Origin of the sequence: Achromobacter pulmonis (genome assembly GCF_021733725.1) — a bacterium.
GTDB lineage: Bacteria > Pseudomonadota > Gammaproteobacteria > Burkholderiales > Burkholderiaceae_B > Achromobacter > Achromobacter pulmonis.
This window is the reverse complement of sequence record NZ_JAIFOT010000001.1, coordinates 5,196,179-5,214,369: the sequence shown is the minus strand read 5'-3', so window position 1 is coordinate 5,214,369 and position 18,191 is coordinate 5,196,179. Positions and strand designations below refer to the sequence as shown.

The 18,191-nt window shown below is 68.6% G+C and carries 11 protein-coding genes; 9 read left to right on the top strand and 2 right to left on the bottom strand.

Annotation, left to right across the window (positions count from 1 at the left end):
• Nucleotides 1–3: 3 nt before the first annotated feature.
• The 9 genes from K2W61_RS23990 (at nucleotide 4) to K2W61_RS23945 (ending at nucleotide 10,832) form a co-directional block, all read left to right on the top strand.
• Complete coding sequence (locus K2W61_RS23990) at nucleotides 4–933, top strand: bifunctional enoyl-CoA hydratase/phosphate acetyltransferase (RefSeq protein ID WP_175135665.1); 930 nt, start codon at nucleotides 4–6, stop codon at nucleotides 931–933.
• 132 nt (nucleotides 934–1,065) lie between these two features.
• Complete coding sequence (locus K2W61_RS23985) at nucleotides 1,066–2,652, top strand: ABC transporter substrate-binding protein (RefSeq protein WP_175140050.1); 1,587 nt, start codon at nucleotides 1,066–1,068, stop codon at nucleotides 2,650–2,652.
• Nucleotides 2,653–2,665: 13 nt separating this feature from the next.
• Entirely contained in the window at nucleotides 2,666–3,634 is a 969-nt protein-coding gene (locus K2W61_RS23980) for an ABC transporter permease (protein WP_175135663.1), read from the top strand.
• A complete protein-coding gene (locus K2W61_RS23975) occupies nucleotides 3,631–4,536 on the top strand; it encodes an ABC transporter permease (protein ID WP_175135662.1) in 906 nt (301 codons plus the stop codon). Before K2W61_RS23980 ends, K2W61_RS23975 begins: the two co-directional genes overlap by 4 nt.
• Nucleotides 4,533–6,164, top strand: a complete 1,632-nt coding sequence (locus K2W61_RS23970; RefSeq protein ID WP_175135661.1) for an ABC transporter ATP-binding protein — start codon at nucleotides 4,533–4,535, stop codon at nucleotides 6,162–6,164. The genes K2W61_RS23975 and K2W61_RS23970 overlap by 4 nt, the downstream gene beginning before the upstream one ends.
• Nucleotides 6,157–7,839 carry an amidohydrolase gene (locus tag K2W61_RS23965; protein ID WP_236756723.1) on the top strand — a complete coding sequence of 561 codons (1,683 nt, stop codon included), beginning with the start codon at nucleotides 6,157–6,159 and terminating at the stop codon, nucleotides 7,837–7,839. Before K2W61_RS23970 ends, K2W61_RS23965 begins: the two co-directional genes overlap by 8 nt.
• Nucleotide 7,840: 1 nt before the next feature.
• The gene (locus tag K2W61_RS27770) at nucleotides 7,841–8,815 is read left to right on the top strand and encodes a CobW family GTP-binding protein (RefSeq protein ID WP_272909343.1); all 975 of its coding nucleotides are present in this window, start codon (nucleotides 7,841–7,843) and stop codon (nucleotides 8,813–8,815) included.
• 148 nt (nucleotides 8,816–8,963) lie between these two features.
• Nucleotides 8,964–9,356 (top strand): nuclear transport factor 2 family protein, encoded by a 393-nt coding sequence (locus K2W61_RS23950; protein WP_236756722.1) that lies wholly within the window; start codon nucleotides 8,964–8,966, stop codon nucleotides 9,354–9,356.
• Nucleotides 9,357–9,395: 39 nt separating this feature from the next.
• The gene (locus K2W61_RS23945) at nucleotides 9,396–10,832 is read left to right on the top strand and encodes an NAD(P)/FAD-dependent oxidoreductase (RefSeq protein ID WP_236756721.1); all 1,437 of its coding nucleotides are present in this window, start codon (nucleotides 9,396–9,398) and stop codon (nucleotides 10,830–10,832) included.
• A gap of 74 nt (nucleotides 10,833–10,906) precedes the next feature.
• Here the strand turns inward: K2W61_RS23945 and K2W61_RS23940 are convergent, their stop codons facing one another.
• Nucleotides 10,907–16,270, bottom strand: a complete 5,364-nt coding sequence (locus K2W61_RS23940; RefSeq protein ID WP_236756720.1) for a S6 family peptidase — start codon at nucleotides 16,268–16,270, stop codon at nucleotides 10,907–10,909.
• A gap of 338 nt (nucleotides 16,271–16,608) precedes the next feature.
• Nucleotides 16,609–18,132: a MocR-like pyridoxine biosynthesis transcription factor PdxR gene (gene pdxR / locus K2W61_RS23935; RefSeq protein WP_175132178.1), complete on the bottom strand. Its 1,524-nt coding sequence runs from the start codon at nucleotides 18,130–18,132 to the stop codon at nucleotides 16,609–16,611.
• Nucleotides 18,133–18,191 lie beyond the last annotated feature (59 nt).

Genomic DNA, 18,191 nt, shown 5'->3' with positions numbered 1-18,191 from the left:
GCCATGGCCAGCGACCGCTTGTTCGAGCCGCTGCGGGCCGCGGCGCTGTCGGCTGGGCGGGTGCGCACGGCGGTGGCCTATCCGCTGTGCGCCGCCAGCCTGGGCGCCGCCATGCAGGCGCGCGAAGCCGGCTATATCGAGCCGCTGCTGGTCGGGCCGGCGGCCCGGCTGGCCGGCGTGATGGCCGAAATGGGCCTGCGGCCGGATGCGCTGGAGATCGTCGACACCCCCGACGACGAGGCGCTGGCCGCGCGCGCCGCCGCGGCGCTGGCGCGCGACGGCGCGGTCGGCATGCTGATGAAGGGCAGCCTGCATACCGACCATTTCATGTCGGCGGTGGTGGCGCGCGAGTCCGGGCTGCGCACGGCCCGGCGCATCAGCCACGCCTTCGTGATGGCGGCCGCGGCCTATCCCAAGCTGTTCATCCTGACCGACGCCGCCGTCAACATCGCCCCGACCCTGCCGGAGAAGGCCGACATCGCGCAGAACGCCATCGACCTGGCGCGCGCGCTGGGCGTGGCGCGGCCCAAGGTGGCGGTGCTGTGCGCCACGGAGTCGGTCAACCCGGCCATGCCGGCCACGCTGGACGCGGCCGCGCTGTCGAAGATGGCCGACCGCCAGCAGATCCGCGGCGGCCTGATCGACGGTCCATTGGCCTTCGACAACGCCATCTCGCGCCAGGCCGCCGAGCAGAAGGGCATCGTTTCGCCGGTGGCGGGCGATGCCGACATCCTGCTGGTGCCGGACATCGAGGCCGGCAACATGCTCTACAAGGAACTGACCTGGCTGGCCGGCGCCGCCACCGCCGGACTGGTGCTGGGCACGCGCGTGCCGGTGCTGCTGACCAGCCGCTCGGATGCGGTGCAGGCGCGCGTGGACAGCTGCGCGGTGGCGGCGCTGTATGCGCGGGCGCTGGCGGCCGGCGCGGGCTGAACCGCGCCGGCCGCCAGCCTGGCCCCATCAAGTCCGGCGGTTTGGTACTAAGCGGGGGCCACCGGCTTGACTAGGCTAGCGCTACAGCCATCGTTTGAATGGCTCGTGCCAACAATGCCAAGGGGTGGATGAATGCGCAGCGCAAAACGCGGCTTTGCCGCAATACTGACAGCCTGGGCCGTGGTGGCCGGCACGCCGGTGGCCCAGGCCGCCGACACGCCCAAGCCGGGCGGCACGCTGGTGATCGGCTCGACGCAGGTGCCGCGACACCTGAATGGCGCGGTGCAATCGGGCATCGCCACGGGGCTGCCCAGCGCCCAGTTGTTCGCCAGCCCGCTGCGCTACGACGCCGATTGGAAACCGCAGCCCTATCTGGCGCAGTCCTGGGAGCTGGCGCCGGACGCGAAATCCCTGACCCTGCACCTGCGCCATGACGCGCTGTTCCACGACGGCAAGCCGGTGACCTCGGCGGACGTGGCGTTTTCGGTGATGGCGGTCAAGCAGAACCATCCGTTCCAGAGCATGCTGGCGCCGGTCGAACGCGTCGACACGCCCGATCCCTACACCGCCGTGCTGCGCATGAGCAAGCCGCATCCGGCCATCCTGCTGGCGCTGTCGCCGGCGCTGATGCCGGTGCTGCCCAAGCACATCTATGGCGATGGCCAGGACCTGAAGAACCATCCGCGCAATTCCGCCAACGTGGTCGGCTCGGGCCCGTTCACGCTCAAGGACTTCAAGCCAGGCCAGGAGATCGTGCTGGAGCGCTTCGACAAGTTCTTCGAGAAAGGCAAGCCCTATCTGGACCGGGTGGTGGTGAAGATCAACCCCGATGCCACCAACCTGCTGATCGGCCTGGAGCGCGGCGACATCGGCGTGCTGCCGTACATGACCGAGCCGACCATTCTGCGGCGCGCCAAGGACAATCCGCAGATCGTCATGACCGATCGCGGCTATGAAGGCATCGGCGCGCTCAGCTGGCTGGCGTTCAATACCGCGCGCAAGCCGCTGGACGACGTTCGCGTGCGCCAGGCGATCGCCTATGCCATCGACAAGCGGTTCATCACCAAGGCGCTGAACGCCGGCTTCGCCAAGCCGGCGGACGGGCCGATCGTGGCCGCCAGCCCTTATGCGACCCAGGATCTGAAAAAGTACCCGTTGGACCTGAAGAAGGCCGGACAACTGCTGGATGAGGCCGGCTTCAAGCCGGACGGCAAGGGCGAGCGCATGACGCTGACCGTCGACTATATGCCGGGCAGCGACGTGCAGGGCAAGAACGTCGCCGAATACCTGCGCAGCCAGCTCAAGAAGGTGGGCATCGCGGTGCAGGTGCGCGCGTCGCCGGACTTTCCGACCTGGGCCAAGCGCATCGCCAGCCATGATTTCGACATGACCACCGATATCGTCTTCAACTGGGGCGACCCGGTGATCGGCGTGCACCGCACCTACCTGTCGAGCAACATCCGCGACATCATCTGGACCAACACCCAGTCGTACCGGAACCCCAAGGTCGACCAGTTGCTGGATCAGGCCGGCACCGAGATCGATGAGGCCAAGCGCCGCGCGCTGTATGCGCAGTTCCAGCAGATCGTGACCGAGGACCTGCCGATCGATTTCCTGACCCTCATTCCGTACCACACGCTGTCGTCCAAGAAGGTGCATGGCCTGCCCGATGGCATCTGGGGCCTGCTGTCGCCGCTGGACGACACCTATCTGCAGTAGCGGGGGGGCAGCCATGTTGCGCTATTTCGCGCGTCGCACCGGCTATGCGGTGGTATTGCTGCTGGCGGTGGTGACGCTGAACTTCCTGCTGATCCACATCTCGCCCGGCGATCCGGTCGAAACCATCGCCGGCTCCATGGGCGGCATCAGCGAGGAACTGCGGGCCCAACTGCGCGCCCAGTACGGGCTGGACCGGCCATTCCTGGTGCAGTTGGGGCTGTACCTGGGGCAGGTGGCGCGCGGCGACCTGGGCCATTCCTACTTCTTCAACCTGCCGGTGGCCCAACTGATCTGGGAGCGGGTGCCGGCCACGCTGCTGCTGGTGGTGACGGCGGTGCTCAGCGCCTTCCTGGCGGGCACGGCGCTGGGCACGCTGGCGGCGCGCAAACCCAACGGGCCGCTATCGCAAGGCATCACGCTGCTGTCGATCGTCGGCTATTCGGCGCCGGTGTTCTGGACCGGCATCATCCTGATCATCCTGTTCGCCTCGCTGTTGCCGTGGTTCCCGGTGTCGGACATGCGTTCGGCGGGCGGTCCGGAGCACGGATGGGCCGGGGTGCTGGATGTGCTGCACCATCTGGTGCTGCCGGCCTTCACGCTGGCGTTCGTGTACCTGGCGCAGTACAGCCGGCTGGCGCGCGCCAGCGTCATGGACGCGCTGGCCGCCGACTACATCCGCACCGCCCGCGCCAAGGGCCTGCCGGAACGCGTCGTGCTGTACAGGCACGCGCTGCGCAACGGCGTGCTGCCGGTGGTCACCATGCTGGGCCTGCAGTTCGGCAATGTGCTGGCTGGCGCCATCCTGGTGGAGACGGTCTTCAACTGGCCGGGCCTGGGCCGGCTGGCGTTCGATTCCGTGCTGCGGCGCGACTATCCGACCCTGCTTGGCATTCTGTTGTTCGCGTCGCTGCTGGTGGTGGTGATGAACCAGCTGACCGACCTGGCCTACCGGCTGATCGATCCCAGGATAAAGACCTCATGAGCCATGTCCCTCCTGCTTTGTCCGGCGCCGCCGCGCCAGCGACCGCCCGCCCGGCGCGGCCGTCGTTCGAGGCGCTGCGCGCATTCGCCCGCAATCCGGGCGCGCTCATCGGCTTGCTGCTGCTGGCCGCCATCCTCGCGGTGGTGCTGTTCGGCCCGCTGGTGCTGCAAGCCGATCCGTTCGAGATCGCCAGCGCGCCGATGGAGCCGCCCGGCGGCGAGCTGCTGCTGGGCTCGGACTACCTGGGCCGCGACGTGCTGACCGGCATGATCTATGGCGGCCGCGCCACCTTGCTGGTCGGCGTGGTGGCGGCGGTGCTGTCGATGGCCATCGGTATCACGGTGGGGGCGCTGGCTGGCTACTACGGCGGCTGGGTCGACGAAACGCTGATGCGCATCACCGAGTTCTTCCAGGTGCTGCCAGCGCTGTTGTTCGCCATGGTGCTGGTGACGCTGTTTTCCCCCTCGCTGGGCACCATTGCCGTGGCCATCGGCGTGGTCAGCTGGACCGCCACGGCGCGTCTGGCGCGGGGGGAATTCCTGAGCCTGAAGCGGCGCGAATACGTGCTGGCCGAAAGAGTGATCGGATCGAGCAATGCGCGCATCATCTGGCGCGTGATCTTGCCCAATGCGCTGGCGCCGCTGATCGTCTCGGCGACGCTGGCGATCGGCACCGCCATCCTGTTCGAGGCCGGTCTGTCGTTCCTGGGCCTGGGCGATCCCAACGTGATGAGCTGGGGCCTGATGATCGGCAGCAACCGGCCGTACATCCTGACCGCCTGGTGGGCGGTGACGCTGCCGGGCGCGGCCATTTTCCTGACGGTGCTGGCGGTGAGCCTGATCGGCGATGGCCTGAACGATGCCCTCAACCCCAAGCTGGCCAGCAAACGGAGGGCCGCATGAGCGCGCTGCTTGAAGTCCACGATCTCGGCGTGTCCACCGCGCACGGCGGCGTGACGGTGGTGCGGGGCGTGTCCTATACCGTCAACCGCAACGAGATCCTGTGCGTGGTGGGGGAATCGGGGTCGGGCAAGTCGGTCACCGCGCACGCCATCATGGGCCTGCTGCCGCCGGACCAACTGCGCGTGACCCAGGGCCGGATCCTGTATGGCGGGCGCGACCTGGTCGGCCTGTCGGCGGCTGATTGGCTGGGCCTGCGCGGCAGCAAGTTCGGCATGGTGTTCCAGGAACCCATGACGGCGCTCAATCCCGTCATGCGCGTGGGTCGGCAGGTGGACGAAGTGCTGGCATGCCACACCAGCCTGAACGCCGCCGCGCGCAAGCAGCGGGTCCTGGACCTGTTCGGCCAGGTGCTGCTGCCCGATCCGCGCGCCATGTACGACGCCTTTCCGTTCCAGCTGTCCGGCGGCCAGCGCCAGCGCGTGGTGATCGCGATGGCGCTGGCGCTGGAGCCGGACGTGTTGATCGCCGACGAACCCACCACCGCGCTGGATGTCACCACCCAGGCGCAGATTCTGGCGCTCATCCAGGACATCCAGCGGCGCATGGGGATCGGCGTCATTTTCATCACCCACGACTTCGGCGTGGTGGCCGACATCGCCCACCGCATCGTGGTGATGCGTCAGGGCGCGGTGGTGGAGGCCGGCACGGCCGACGAGATCCTGAACCGGCCGCGGCACCCGTATACCCGCCAGCTGATCGCGGCGGTGCCGCACAAGCCCGAGGGCAAGGATGAGGGCGCCGCCACGCCGCCGCTGATGACGGTCGCCCATTTGTGCAAGACCTACGTCACCGGCGGTCGCCGGGTCGAGGCCTTGCGCGATATCTCGCTGGAGATCCGGCAGGGCGAAACCCTGGGACTGGTCGGCGAATCGGGCTCGGGCAAGTCTACCCTGGGCAGCGCCCTGATCGGGCTGGTGGCGCCCGACAGCGGCAGTGTGCGACTGGATGGCCGCGAACTGGTGGGCATGACGCCGCGGGATTTCCGCCCGTACCGGCGCCAGATCCAGATGGTGTTCCAGGACCCGTACGCCTCGCTCAACCCGCGCCAGCGCGTGGTCGACTCGGTGGCTCAGGGGCCGATCGGCTTTGGCCAGAACCGCCAGGCCGCGCTGCGCGAGGCGCGCGAACTGCTGGCCCTGGTGGGGCTGGGCGGCGACGCGGGCGAGCGCTATCCACACCAGTTCTCGGGCGGGCAACGCCAGCGCGTCGGCATTGCCCGCGCGCTGGCGCTCAAGCCGCGGCTGCTGGTGGCCGACGAGGCGGTCTCGGCGCTGGACGTGTCGATCCAGGCCCAGGTGCTGGATCTGCTCAAGACCGTCAGCGGCCAGTTCGACCTGTCGGTGCTGTTCATCACGCATGATCTGCGCGTGGCGGCACAGATCTGCGACCGCATCGCCGTGATGCGGCACGGCCAACTGGTGGAGCTGGATCGCGCCGCCACGATTTTCTATCACCCGCAACACGAATACACGCGCCGCCTGATCGATTCGGTGCCGGGCAAGGCCTGGAACAAGCCGGACCTGCGGGCGCTGCCGGACCCCTCGAACTGGAGCACGCAGCATGCATGACACGCCGCATCCGGGATCGGCGCCAACCGCCGCCACCCGCACCACCATCTTTGCCGCCCGCGCCATCCTGACGATGAATCCGGCGCAACCGCGCGCCACGCACGTGGCGGTGCGCGATGGCCGCATCCTGGGCGTGGGCAGCCGCGAAGATCTGGCCGGCTGGGGGCCGGCCGAGCTGGACGAGCGCTACGCCGATCACGTGCTCATGCCGGGGCTGGTGGAGGGACACTGCCACTTGCCGGAGGGCGGCATGTGGCAGTTCGCCTATGTCGGCTACTACGACCGCCGCGGGCCGGACGGCCGCATCTGGCCGGGGCTGAAGAGTTTTGAGGCGGTAGCGGCGCGCCTGCGTGAATTCGCCGCCGGCCTGGCGCCGACGCAGACACTGATCGGCTGGGGCTTCGATCCCATCTTCTTCGGCGGCCAGCGCATGAGCGTGCGCGACCTGGACGCGGTGTCGGCCGACCGGCCGGTGGTGGTGATGCATGCCAGCATGCATCTGATGAATGTGAACACGCCGATGCTGGCCCGCGCCGGCATCGACCGCGATACCGATATCGAAGGCATCAGCCGCTGCGCCGACGGCCAGCCCAGCGGCGAGCTGTGCGAATTCGCCGCCATGTTCCCGGTGATGCGGCTGATCGGCAATCCGTTCCGCACCGTGGGTCTGTCGGAAAACGGCCTGCGCATGTTCGGCAAGGTGGCGCAGTGGGCCGGCGTCACCACCGCCACTGACCTGGTCAACGAGTTGGGCGATGACGGCCTGGCGACGCTGGCGCGGGTCACGGCCGAGCCGGACTATCCGGTGCGCATCGTGCCGGCGGCGTCGGCGCTGGCCTATGCCGGCGACCCGGCCGCCTGCCTGGCCAAGCTGCGCGAGGCGGGCCGGCTCAACCATGGCAAGCTGCGCCTGGGCATGGTCAAGCTGGTGGTGGACGGTTCCATCCAGGGCTTCACCGCCCGGCTGCGCTGGCCGGGCTACTACAACGGCGCGCCCAACGGCATCTGGGTCATCGCGCCGGGCGAGCTGGACGCCCTGGTGCAGGCCTATCATGACGCCGGCGCGCAACTGCACATCCACACCAACGGCGACGAGGCCACCGAACTGGCGATCGACGCCATCGACCGCGCCTTGCGCCGCAGCCCGCGGCGCGATCACCGCCACACGCTGCAGCACTGCCAGATGGCCGACGCCGCCCAGTTCCGCCGCATGGCCAGTCTGGGTATCTGCGTGAACCTGTTCGCCAACCACATCTTCTATTGGGGCGATGCGCATTACGCGTTGACCATGGGTCCGGACCGCGCCAACCGCATGGACGCCTGCGCCTCGGCCGCGCGGGCCGGGGTGCCGTTCGCGATCCATTCGGACGCGCCGATCACGCCGCTGGGGCCGCTGTTCACCGCCTGGTGCGCCGTCAACCGCCAGACCGCTGCGGGCCGGGTGCTGGGCGCGTCCGAGCGCATCAGCGTCGAGGCGGCGCTGCGCGCCATCACGCTGGGCGCGGCCTACACACTGCACATGGATCACCTGGTCGGCTCGATCGAGGTGGGCAAGCATGCCGATTTCTGCGTGCTGCGCGACGATCCGCTGGCGGTGCCGCCGCAGGGGCTCAAAGACATCGACGTGCTCGGCACCGTCATCGGCGGCCGGCCGCTGACGCCCCGGGCGGCCTGACATGGCGCGCATTGCGCTGACGGTGGTGGGGGGCTTCCTGGGCGCCGGCAAGACCACCTTGCTGAACCACGTGCTGGCGGCCGGCGGGCGCCGGGCCGCGTTGCTGGTCAACGATTTCGGCCCGGTCGATATCGACGCGGGCCTGTTGGCGCGGCGTGCCGACAACGTGATCCGCCTGGCCAATGGTTGCGTCTGCTGCGCGATGGCGGGCGGACTGGACGACGCGTTGGCGCGGGTGCTGGCCCTGGAGCCGGCGCCCGAGTGGATCGTGATCGAGGCCAGCGGCGTGTCCGATCCCGGGCGCATTGCGCAGGTGGGGTTGTCGGATCCGCTGCTGCAGCTGGAAGCGGTGGTGGTGCTGGTGGACGCGGGCGCGATCCGCGGCACGCTCGACGATCCGCTGCTGGCCGACACCGCGCGGCGCCAATTGCGCGCGGCCGACCTGCTGGTGCTGAACAAGACCGACCTACTGCCGGCGGCGCAACTGCCGGCGTTGCGGGACTGGCTACGCACCCAGTCGGGCGGGGCGCCGATCGTGTCCACGCGCGAGGGGCGGTTGGACATCGGCGCATTGCTCGGCCTGGCGGATGGCGGCCATGCGGCTGGCGCGGCGCCTGGCGGCGACCCGGCGCAGCCGCACTCGCACACCGGTCCCGGGCACGCGCGCGCCGGGGACGGCGACGATCCGCGCCATCCGTTCCAGAGCTGGCTCTGGCCGGCGCCCGTCACGCTGCATGCCGACCGCCTGGCCGATGCATTGCGGCGATTGCCGCGCCATTGGCTGCGCGCCAAAGGCTGGCTGCGCACCGAGCGCCATGGCTGGGTCTTGGTGCAATGGGCCGGGCGCCGGGTGCGTTTCGACACGCAGGCGGCGCGCCCCGACGACGCGTGCTCGCCCTCGCTGGTGTTCATCGGCATGCGCGCCATGGCGCACGGGGACGAGCTGACCGCGCGGCTGGGGCCGGCCGCTGCGTGAGGCCGCGCGAGTGGCGCCAGGGCGCCGTCCCGGTCCTTCTGGTGCAAGCGATTTGCCGCGTCTGGTTCTAGACCCTGCCACACCCCGCCGCGTACCTTGGGACTGGAGCCTGGCGCATGTCGCGCCTGGCGATCGAGGAGGGTAGGCAATGCAAAAGACCGTCACCGTGGACATGCTGGCCGAGTTCGCGGCCGCGTGGAATCGCCACGACATCGATGCCCTGATGTCCTTCATGTGCGACGACTGCATCTTCGAAACGGTGGGCGGCCCCGAGCGCTGGGGAACCCGGCATAGCGGCCGCGCCGCGGTCCGGGCGGCCTTCGAGGCGGCCTGGAAGAATTTTCCGGATGCGCAGTGGAACAACGGCCGCCATTGGGTGGCGGGCGAGCGCGGCGTGTCCGAATGCACCTTCACCGGCACGGCGGCGGACGGCTCGCGGATCGAGGCGGACATGGTCGACGTCTTCACGTTCCACGACGGCAAGATCCGCGTCAAGAATGCCTTGCGCAAGCAACGTCCGGCCATGCCGGCCCGGGCCTGAGCCGCCGCCATCACCGGATATCGCCCCATGGATGCCGCTATGTCTTCCGATCCGTCGAATACCGCCGATGCCGCCATCGACCCCGCCGGCAGGCCGGCCGCGGCGGCGAGCCCCGCCGCCAGCGCCTATGACCCGCGCTACGATCCGCTGGTGTCGCTGCCGGGGCGCGGGCAGGAGTATGCGCCGACCTACTGGGTCGACACCGCCGGCGCGCCGCCGGCCGACGACGGGCCGATCCAGGGAGATATCGAGGCCGACGTGGTGATCGTCGGCTCCGGCTTCACCGGCTTGTCGGCGGCGCTGGCGCTGGCGCGCGACTATGGCGTGCGGGCCGTGGTGCTGGAAGCCAACCGCGCCGTGTGGGGCTGCACCAGCCGCAATGGCGGCCAGGGCCAGAACGCGTCGGGGCGGCTGTACCGTTCGCAATGGATCGAGCGCTGGGGGCTGGATACCGCGCGCCGCCTGGATGCCGAGATCCACGAGGGCTTCGATTACTGGAAGAGCCTGGTGGCGGGCATCGATTGCGACGCGCAGCCCGGCGGCCATCTGTACACCGCGCACCGCGAGAAGAAGATGGCCTTTCTGCGCAACGAGGCGCGGGTGATGCGCGAGCAGTTCGGCTACGACACGCGCATGCTGACCCGGGACGAGTTGCGCGAGCGCTATGTCGATGACCATGAGGCGATGGGCGCGCTGCACGAGCCGGACGGTATCGGCGTGCATCCCCTGAAACTGGCATACGGCTATATGCGCCAGGCCCGCGCGCTGGGCGCGCGCATCCATCCGGGCAGCCCGGTGCTGGGCTGGAGCGAGGAGGGTGGCGGCTATCGGTTACGCACGCCCGGCGGCACCGTGCGGGCCAAACGGGTGGCCTTCGCCACCGGCGGCTACACGGCGCAGGGCGTGAACCGCCTGCTCGACAATCGCATTATGCCGATCCTGTCCAACTCCATGGTGACCCGGGTACTGACGCCGGACGAACGCGCCCGCGCCGGCCTCAAGAGCACGGTGTTCATCACCGATACCCGCACGCTGCGTTTCTACTACCGCCTGCTGCCGGACGGCCGCATGCAGATCGGCAGCCGCAGCGCGCTGCGCGGCGCCGACGCCCAGCAGCCGCGCCATCTGGCGCTGCTGCGCGAAGGCCTGGCGCGCAAGTTTCCGGCCTTGCGCGGCATCGAGGTGGACTATTCCTGGTGGGGCTGGGTCGATGTCAGCCACGACATGATGCCGCGCATCACCCGGCCGGACCCGGCGCGGCAGGTGTATTACGCCTTCGGCTATGGCGGCAACGGCGTGGCGTTCTCGGCCCATGCGGGCCGCCGTCTGGCGCAGCGCATGATGGGCCAGGACGGCCTGGCGTGGGATCTGCCGATCTACGATTCGCCGTTGCCGGGCCACCTGTTCGCGCCATTCCGCCGGCTGGGGCAGGCGCTGCTGTACCGCTGGTATTACCTGCGCGACGAAATGCTGTAGCGGCGATGCCGTGGCGTCGTCGCGCAACGCGCCCGCGTCATCGGCGCCGATGACGCGGGCGCGGCCGGCTGCGCTCAGAATTGATAGCGCACCCCGATCTGGCCGTTGTAGTCGTGTTTCAGCTTGCCGGCGAAACTGCTTTCGACCTGGCTGTAGAGACGCCAGTTGGCGGACAGTCTGGCGTTCAGCGACAGGTTGACCAGATAGCGGCTATCGTCCGCCATCGGATTGCGCAGCACGTCGTCCGCACTGCTGTTGTTCACGATATCGATGCTGCCGCCGCGCCGCAGATTCTGCAGCCGGAACAAGCCGGCGGACAGGGCCAGCGCATGCTGCTCATCGGACTGCAGGTTCAGGCCGACGGCGGCGCCGATCTTGGCATAGACCGGCCTGCTGGCATTGACGCGGATATCGACACCGCCCTTGTCGCCATGCAGGGTATAGCCGCTGGTGGTTCCCGCGACGACTTCGACTGATGGCTCGATGAAGGCCCCGCCGTCGAACAAGTCCTGCCGCCATCCCGCCTGCACGCTGGCCAGCAGCGATGTCGACCGCGCGTCCTGCGCGGCCATGTTCAAGCGGCTTGGCAGTTGGTAAGTCTGATTGGTCTTCAGGTACTTGGCGATCACGTCAACGAACGGGCCGTCCTCGTGGATCAGGGCGTAGTAGAGGCCGATACCGCCTGTGGTGTGCCGCTCCGACAACGGTCCTTCGCCCTGGCCGGAACCCTGTGTATAGCTGCCCATGATGCCGTACAGCTGCCTGCCCAGCTTGCGGTCGACGCCGAACTGCAGCGTCGTGTGCTTCAGGCGGAACTGCTGGTAGTCGGCGCGCCCGTGGCTGGTCTTCATCCAGAGCCCGGCGTTTTCATTGAGCTGGCGCACGTCGCCCAGACGCTTGTCGAGCTGGTTGGTTTCGAGCACGAAGGAGACGCGCGGCAGGCTGGCCAGCGCGCCGGTGCGGATGATCTGCTGGCGCAGCTCGGTGATTTGCCTGATGGTGCCATCGTCCGCCGCGACGCCGGCCTGTGTCAGGTGCTTGGCAATGTCGCCGCGCGACTGCAAGGTGTCCAGTTCGGACAGCTTCAAGGAGAACGGCGTGAACAGCGAAAGGCCGCCCGTGCCCGGCGGGCTGCTGCCAGCGCCGGGCGCGGCGGTGTCGGCGGAAGGCAGGGGCGGATCCACGGGAGCGGGGTCGCTGCCGGTGTCCGGCGCGCCGGCCGCACCGGTGTCGGCGGGCGGCAGGGGCGGGGCCACCGGCGCAGGGGCGGTGCCGGTGGCCGGCGTGCCGGCCGTACCGCTGTCGGCAGGCGGCAGGGGCGGGTCTGCCGGCGCAGGGTCGCTGCCGGTGGCCGGCGTGCCGGCCGTACCGGTGTCGGCAGGCGGCAGGGGCGGGGCCGCCGGCGCAGGGGCGGTGCCGGTGTCCGGCGTGCCCGCCGCTCCGGTATCGGTAGGCGGGGCAGGTTGGTCGGCCCCGCCAGTCTCGGCGGACGGCGGCGTGGCGTCGGGCGGGATGGCGCCGCCGCCCACCTTCCTGTACGCCAGCTGCCATTTTTTCTGCGTGTCGGTGTTGACGATCTCGAGGTTGGGCACGTAGACCGTGAGCCCTTGCGTGATCGGACCCGGTTCGAAGTAGCCGTCCGCCGTCGCCACGGGCGCGGTCGCCAGCAGCAACGTGCCGCTGGCATCGTCCGGCACCGGATCCTGTGCCAGGAGCGTGAGGTCCAGGCGGTTGCCGCCGCCCTGCGCCAGGGTGGCAATATGAATGCTGTCGGTCTCCCCGGTTTGCGGCCGCGCGGTCAAGGCGAAATGCACGCCGCTGGCGATCAGGGTGTCGGTCTGCAGGGTATGCGGCGCCCAGTCCGCCTGCGGCTGAGACAATTGAACGCGGCCGCCTGTCGGCAATTGCAATGCGTCGAACTGGCGATCCTGTGTCAACTGCCAGGGGGCATCGTCGCGCAGACTGATGGCCCACCATTGTCGCTGATCCGCCTGCCGGCTGACCGCGAGGCCGCCAAGCCACGCCCCGGCGCCCTGGGCGGCGCCGGCGCCGTCGCCCGTTGTGTAAGCCTGCTCCAGCGCGAACAGGTCAACCGGCGTGGCGGCGGGGGCGCTGAGCAGCAGATCCTCTCTGGCCTGCGCGGCGCCGGTGGCGGCGCCGTCACCGAGCTGCGTGATCCGCAGCCGGTTGCCGCTGCCGCTCAGCCCGGCGTTGACGGTCAAGCGGTCATGATCGCCGCCGTAGGGATCGACCCGGAACACAAAGGTGCTATCCGAGGCGGCGATCGTATCGGCCGTCAGGCGGTACGCGGGCCGGATTGCCGCGGCTGGCGCCGGATCCATGGCCAGGGAGGTGGCGGACGACGCGAGCGCCTGCGTCATGAATGCGTGTCGTGTCCGGCTGTCGTCGTCGAAGCCCAACTGTGCATGGTTCGCCTGGAGTTGGCGCAGCGTGGAATCTCCCGTGATGATCCAGCGGGCATGATCGTGCACCTGCATGCTGGCCCGTGCCGCATCCACGGTTCCGGCGTACTCGGTTTCCGGTGCGTCGGTTACGGCTGGCGCGCCGAGCGTGACGCGGCTGACGGCCAGGCTGGAGAGGTCGCCGAACGAATGGCTGCCCGGCGCCAGGTGCAGGCTTGCATTGTCGCCCGCCAAGGTGATGGCCTGGGTGAAGTAATGGGCCGGGCCCGCGGGCGCGCCGGCCAATGTCAGGGTGGCGCCGTCCGCCACCGTGACGGCGCCATCGCCATACCAGCCGCCGGATGCGTCGAGACGCGCGCCGGGGGCCAGGGTCAACGAAGCGCCGCTGAAGTGGCTGCGATCCGTCAGCGCCGCCTGATCGGAAACCACGGTGATGGCGCTGTCGCTGGCGTCGATGGCGCCAGCGAATTTCTCGCGGATTTCCAGCGTCGAGTTTTCCTTCAGCGTGATCTTTCCCTGGTAGCGGCTTTGGTCGGCATCGGTGGCGGCGATGGAGGTACCGCTTTCCGGTTCCTGCGCCAATCGCCCGCCGTCGTTCCGGTTGATGTACAGCAGCGAGCTGCCCAGGATGACGCGCGCGCGGCGCGCATCGATGTCGCCCTGCAGGGTGGCGTTGCGCGCCAAGCGGAAGGTGGTGTCCGTCAGCGCCAGGCTCCCGACGGAAAATTGGCGCGATTCCCAATCCGGCTGGTCGAACGATACGGATTGCGTCCTCACGGAATCATCGCCGAGGTCGCGCAGCGCCTGTGCGACGTCCGGCGTGTTGATGGCATGGACGACGGGATGCCCCTGGAAAACCAGTTCGCCTTGCCGCGCGGTGAGGGTGTTGGCGCCGACGGCGATGTCGCCATCGGCGATAAGCACGGTGTTCGGCTGGTTGAGGATGGCGACGTCGATATTGTCTTTTATGGTTCCCGCGAAGATGAATTCCGTTTGGGTGGGGAAGTATTCCCGCTTGCGCTCGTTCGCCTTCTCCAGCGCGGCCGCCAGGTGCTGCCCGGCGTATTCCCAGTAGTCGTCGCTGGTTTGGGAAGCCAGGGAGGGAATGGTGGCAAAGCTGTTCTGCTTCAGGACGAAATAGCTCAGGCCGCGCTTGTACAGGTCGCCTCGCAAACCGGTGCCCGTCCGCTGCGGCATGATGATGTAGTCGGTGACTTCGTCGGGATCGACGGGGCTGATGTTGACCGTCACGCTCGCCTTTTGCGCGGCGCGGTTGGTGATCGTGGCGCCATGGTCCCGGGCGTTGCCAGGCAATTGATTGAACGTGATGTCATTGCCGTTGATATCCAGGACGCCGCCGCGCGCGCCCCATTGGATGCGGTCCGGGTTGACCTGCCTGGCGTCGCCCAGCACGACTTCGGCCCGCCCGCTGGCAAGGGTGATGGCGTCGAATGCCTGGACGCGGCCGTCGGCATCCGGCTGTTGGGCCAGGATCACCTTGCCGTCGCCTACGCGCAGGCCGCCGGGGTTGAAGCCCGTGCCGCCGATGGTCAGGGTGCCAGCGCCTATCTTGTGCAGGTCGTCGCCGGATACGCCATTGATGTTCCACTGCACGTTGACGTCATTCTTCACGTCGATGCCGCCGCCTATCCAGGTCTGGTTCGTGTCGGGGGAAACGACGTAGTCGTTATGGAAGGTCAGCGCGCCCGCGCCCTGGTCAACGGCGCTTTTCAGCCGGATGTGGCCGCTACCGGTGCCGTCCGCCGTGCGAAAGGCGATGTTCTTTCCCGCATCCAGGCCAGGGAAGTCGAGCGCGCTGTTGCCGAGCGCAAAGGAGGCCGACTTTTTATAGCCGTGCATGGCGTAAGGGGCGCCAGTGGCCTGTTTCAGCGTGCCCGTGCCCTGCGCGCTGTCGAATGTCCAAGCCAAAACCCCGTCGCCCGCGGTGTGGATGACGTCCGGGTCGTTATCTTTGTTCATGACGCCGGCGATAAAGTCATCCGGCAGGTGCGACCAGTAAACGTAGCTACCTTGCTCGGACATGGCAAGATCCGCCGCCGTGCCGGCAAGCACCCATTGTCTTTTACGGGCATCCCAGGCGAACAAGGGGGACCCGCTGTCGCCTTGTTCCACGAATGAAGGCAGCAGACCCTTGTCTCCCTCGGCGATGACAAAGGTCTCATTCGACCATGTCGGCGTCACAATGCCACCGGTCGCCCATTTATACGCAAAGCCGAGATAGTATTCGCCGTCCTTGATGTGGTGGGCGGGGTCGGGATCGACATGTCCCATATTCACGCCTTTGTCCGGATCGGGGCCGACGAACTGAATACCCATGCCGACGCGGTAGAACAGTGGAAATTGCTGACGCTCCGCCTCTGTCCAGCGATCCTTGTCGTTTACGTCAAGCGCCGAGACCGCCGCTCGCGCGACCACGGATCTGGCGATGGGCGCCACATCGGTTACCAGTTTGTTTGTGCGGGTGATATCAAAATCCCATTCCTGGGTGTAATCGCGCACCGTATGATAATTGGGATGCAGGTCTCTCCTGACCTGGGTGTAGACCGTGCCGCCAAAGCGGGTTTCGTCGTGGTAGACGTTGTGCGCCACGCCAGCGGCGTATTGGGGCGCGATCAGGGTTTCAATGGCCCGATCGTCGCTGACGCTGGAAAAATCGATGAACGGAATGGTGTCGCTCAAGCGGCCGCGCAGTTGGCCGGACTTGTCGTAGATGGGCAGGCCCAGAGCGCCGGGCTGGAAGGCCCCCTTGTTCTCGCTGAAATCGCGGTAGGTCTGGTAGGGAATGTCGATGCTGACGTAGCTGGCGCTGGCCGTGCCGCCAAGCAGGGCTGCGGCCAGCAGCGGCAAGGCGGTCGCGAGCGTGCCGAGCGGGCCTTTCCGCCGCGCGCGGCGGGGTGCGCCGGTGGTCGAGCCCCGCCTGCGCGCGCCGCATACCTCGGATACCGCGACCAGCTGGTTTTGATGGTTGTACTTGAGCGAGTAGATCTTGTTCATGGTGGGGGACGTGCACCCAGGGGCAAGGAGGAGCCGCCGTCGCGGGTGTTCGACGTCGTTTCATAGAGCGGGGACGATGCCCGCCGCGCCGCCGCGCTTTCGGGGGGCGCGGCGAGCGGCGGCGGAAAGATCTCCTGGGCGGGATCTTCCGTCGTCTACGATGGAATAGGATTGGACTTGAGTTTGGCGGGGCCGGAGCCGCCAGTGTCGATAAATCGGACGGCTTCAGCGTGGCGGGATGTTCGCCATCGACGGCATTGCGCCGCTACGGGGGCGCGAGGGTCGGCCCGCCGCCAGCGGCGCCATCCTGTTGGTGTGGCGGGCCCGGCCCGCGCGGCCTACGCGGCCGCGCGCAGGCGGAAGCGGCGCACCACCTGCGCCAGCCGCTCCATGCCCGGGCCGATATGCTCGGCGCGGATCGAGGTGAAGCCGACCCGCAGGAAGTTGCGCGGCGCGCGGGCGGCTTCCATGAAGAACACCTGGCCCGGCTCCACCACCACGCCCTCGGCCAGCGCGGCCTGCGCCAGCTCGGTGGCGTCCAGCCATTCGGGACCCTTGAGCCAGCATGAGGACGAACCGGTGATGGGCACGGCGGTGAAGTCGGGCAGCCAGCGCGCCAGCGCGTCCGCCAGTTCGCCGCCGCGCTTCTGGTAGGCCTGCGACTGGCGCCGCAGCAGCGAATGGTGGTGGCCCAGGGAAATGAACAGCGAGAACGCGCGCTGGATGTAGGCGGACGGATGGCGCAGCATCAGGCGGCGCAGCGCCCGCAGTTCGGCGGTGAGTTCGCGCGGCGCGACGATGTAGCCGATGCGCAGCCCCGGCGCGAATGACTTGGCCAGGCTGCCGACATAGATCACGCGGCCGTCGCGGTCCAGGCTCTTGAGCGCCGGGATGGCGCCATCGCCCCAGCGGCTTTCGCTTTCGAAGTCGTCTTCGATGATCAGGCTGTCGGCCTGGCGCGCCAGTGTCAGCAGGGCCTCGCGCCGCGCCGGCGACAGCGTCACGGTGGTCGGGCACTGGTGGCCGGGCGTGACGAACACGTAGTCGCAGCCGAGCAGGTGGGTGCCGGTGCGCAGGCCCTGGTCGTCCACCGGCAGCGGCAGCAGGTGGCGGGTATGGCTGGCGAAGATGTTGCGCGCATCCGGATAGCCGGGGTCTTCCATGCCGACCACGGTGTCCTCGTTGACCAGCAGGTCGGCCAGCAGGTAGAGCGCATGCTGCGCGCCGACGGTGATGACGATTTCCTCGGCGTCGGCCCACACGCCGCGGCGCGGCAGCACCTGGGTGCGGATCTGCTCGATCAGCGCGGGGTCGTCATGGGTGATGAGGTCGGGCGCCCAGCTGCGGATATCCAGCACCGACAAGGCCTTGATGCAGCATTCGCGCCAGTCGGCGGTGGGGAACAGGTCCTGGTCGAACTGGCCGTAGACGAAGGGATAGGGTTGCTTCTGCCAGTCGCGCGGCTTGACGATGTTGCGCTGGCGCGTGGGGCGAAAACGCAGCCGCTCGTCCCAGCGCACCGGGTCGGCCGGCGGCGCCGCGTCCGTGTCGGCCGCCGGCGGCGCGGAGCGGCCCTCCAGCACCCCGTCGTGGACGAAATGGCCGCTGCGCTCGCGCGATTCCAAATAGCCCTCGCTGACCAACTGCTGGTAGGCGAACACCACGGTGTTGCGGGCGATGCGCAACTGGTCGGCCAGATAGCGGCTGGACGGCACCGGCGCGCCCGGCGGCAGGTGGCCACTGAGAATCGCCGACACCAGCATCTGGCGCACGCGGCCCTGCAGGCTGAGATTGGGGGCGCTTTCCCGTTCGAACAGGCGTTCCCACAACACAGGCTTGAGCATCGAGGCCTGGCTGGACATGGCGGCTCCTTGTAGTGGCGGCGCGTCCCGGCCAGGCCGGCGCGCAGGAGCGGCCGGCA

Bases quoted from the DNA above. Each gene is read 5' to 3' on its own strand.
- K2W61_RS23950 (WP_236756722.1), top strand. From the start codon at position 8,964: ATGCAAAAGACCGTCACCGTGGACATGCTGGCCGAGTTCGCGGCCGCG.
- K2W61_RS27770 (WP_272909343.1), top strand. From the start codon at position 7,841: ATGGCGCGCATTGCGCTGACGGTGGTGGGGGGCTTCCTGGGCGCCGGC.
- K2W61_RS23945 (WP_236756721.1), top strand. From the start codon at position 9,396: ATGTCTTCCGATCCGTCGAATACCGCCGATGCCGCCATCGACCCCGCC.
- K2W61_RS23965 (WP_236756723.1), top strand. From the start codon at position 6,157: ATGCATGACACGCCGCATCCGGGATCGGCGCCAACCGCCGCCACCCGC.
- K2W61_RS23940 (WP_236756720.1), bottom strand. From the start codon at position 16,270: ATGAACAAGATCTACTCGCTCAAGTACAACCATCAAAACCAGCTGGTC.
- K2W61_RS23975 (WP_175135662.1), top strand. From the start codon at position 3,631: ATGAGCCATGTCCCTCCTGCTTTGTCCGGCGCCGCCGCGCCAGCGACC.
- pdxR (WP_175132178.1), bottom strand. From the start codon at position 18,132: ATGTCCAGCCAGGCCTCGATGCTCAAGCCTGTGTTGTGGGAACGCCTG.
- K2W61_RS23985 (WP_175140050.1), top strand. From the start codon at position 1,066: ATGCGCAGCGCAAAACGCGGCTTTGCCGCAATACTGACAGCCTGGGCC.
- K2W61_RS23980 (WP_175135663.1), top strand. From the start codon at position 2,666: ATGTTGCGCTATTTCGCGCGTCGCACCGGCTATGCGGTGGTATTGCTG.
- K2W61_RS23990 (WP_175135665.1), top strand. From the start codon at position 4: ATGGCCAGCGACCGCTTGTTCGAGCCGCTGCGGGCCGCGGCGCTGTCG.
- K2W61_RS23970 (WP_175135661.1), top strand. From the start codon at position 4,533: ATGAGCGCGCTGCTTGAAGTCCACGATCTCGGCGTGTCCACCGCGCAC.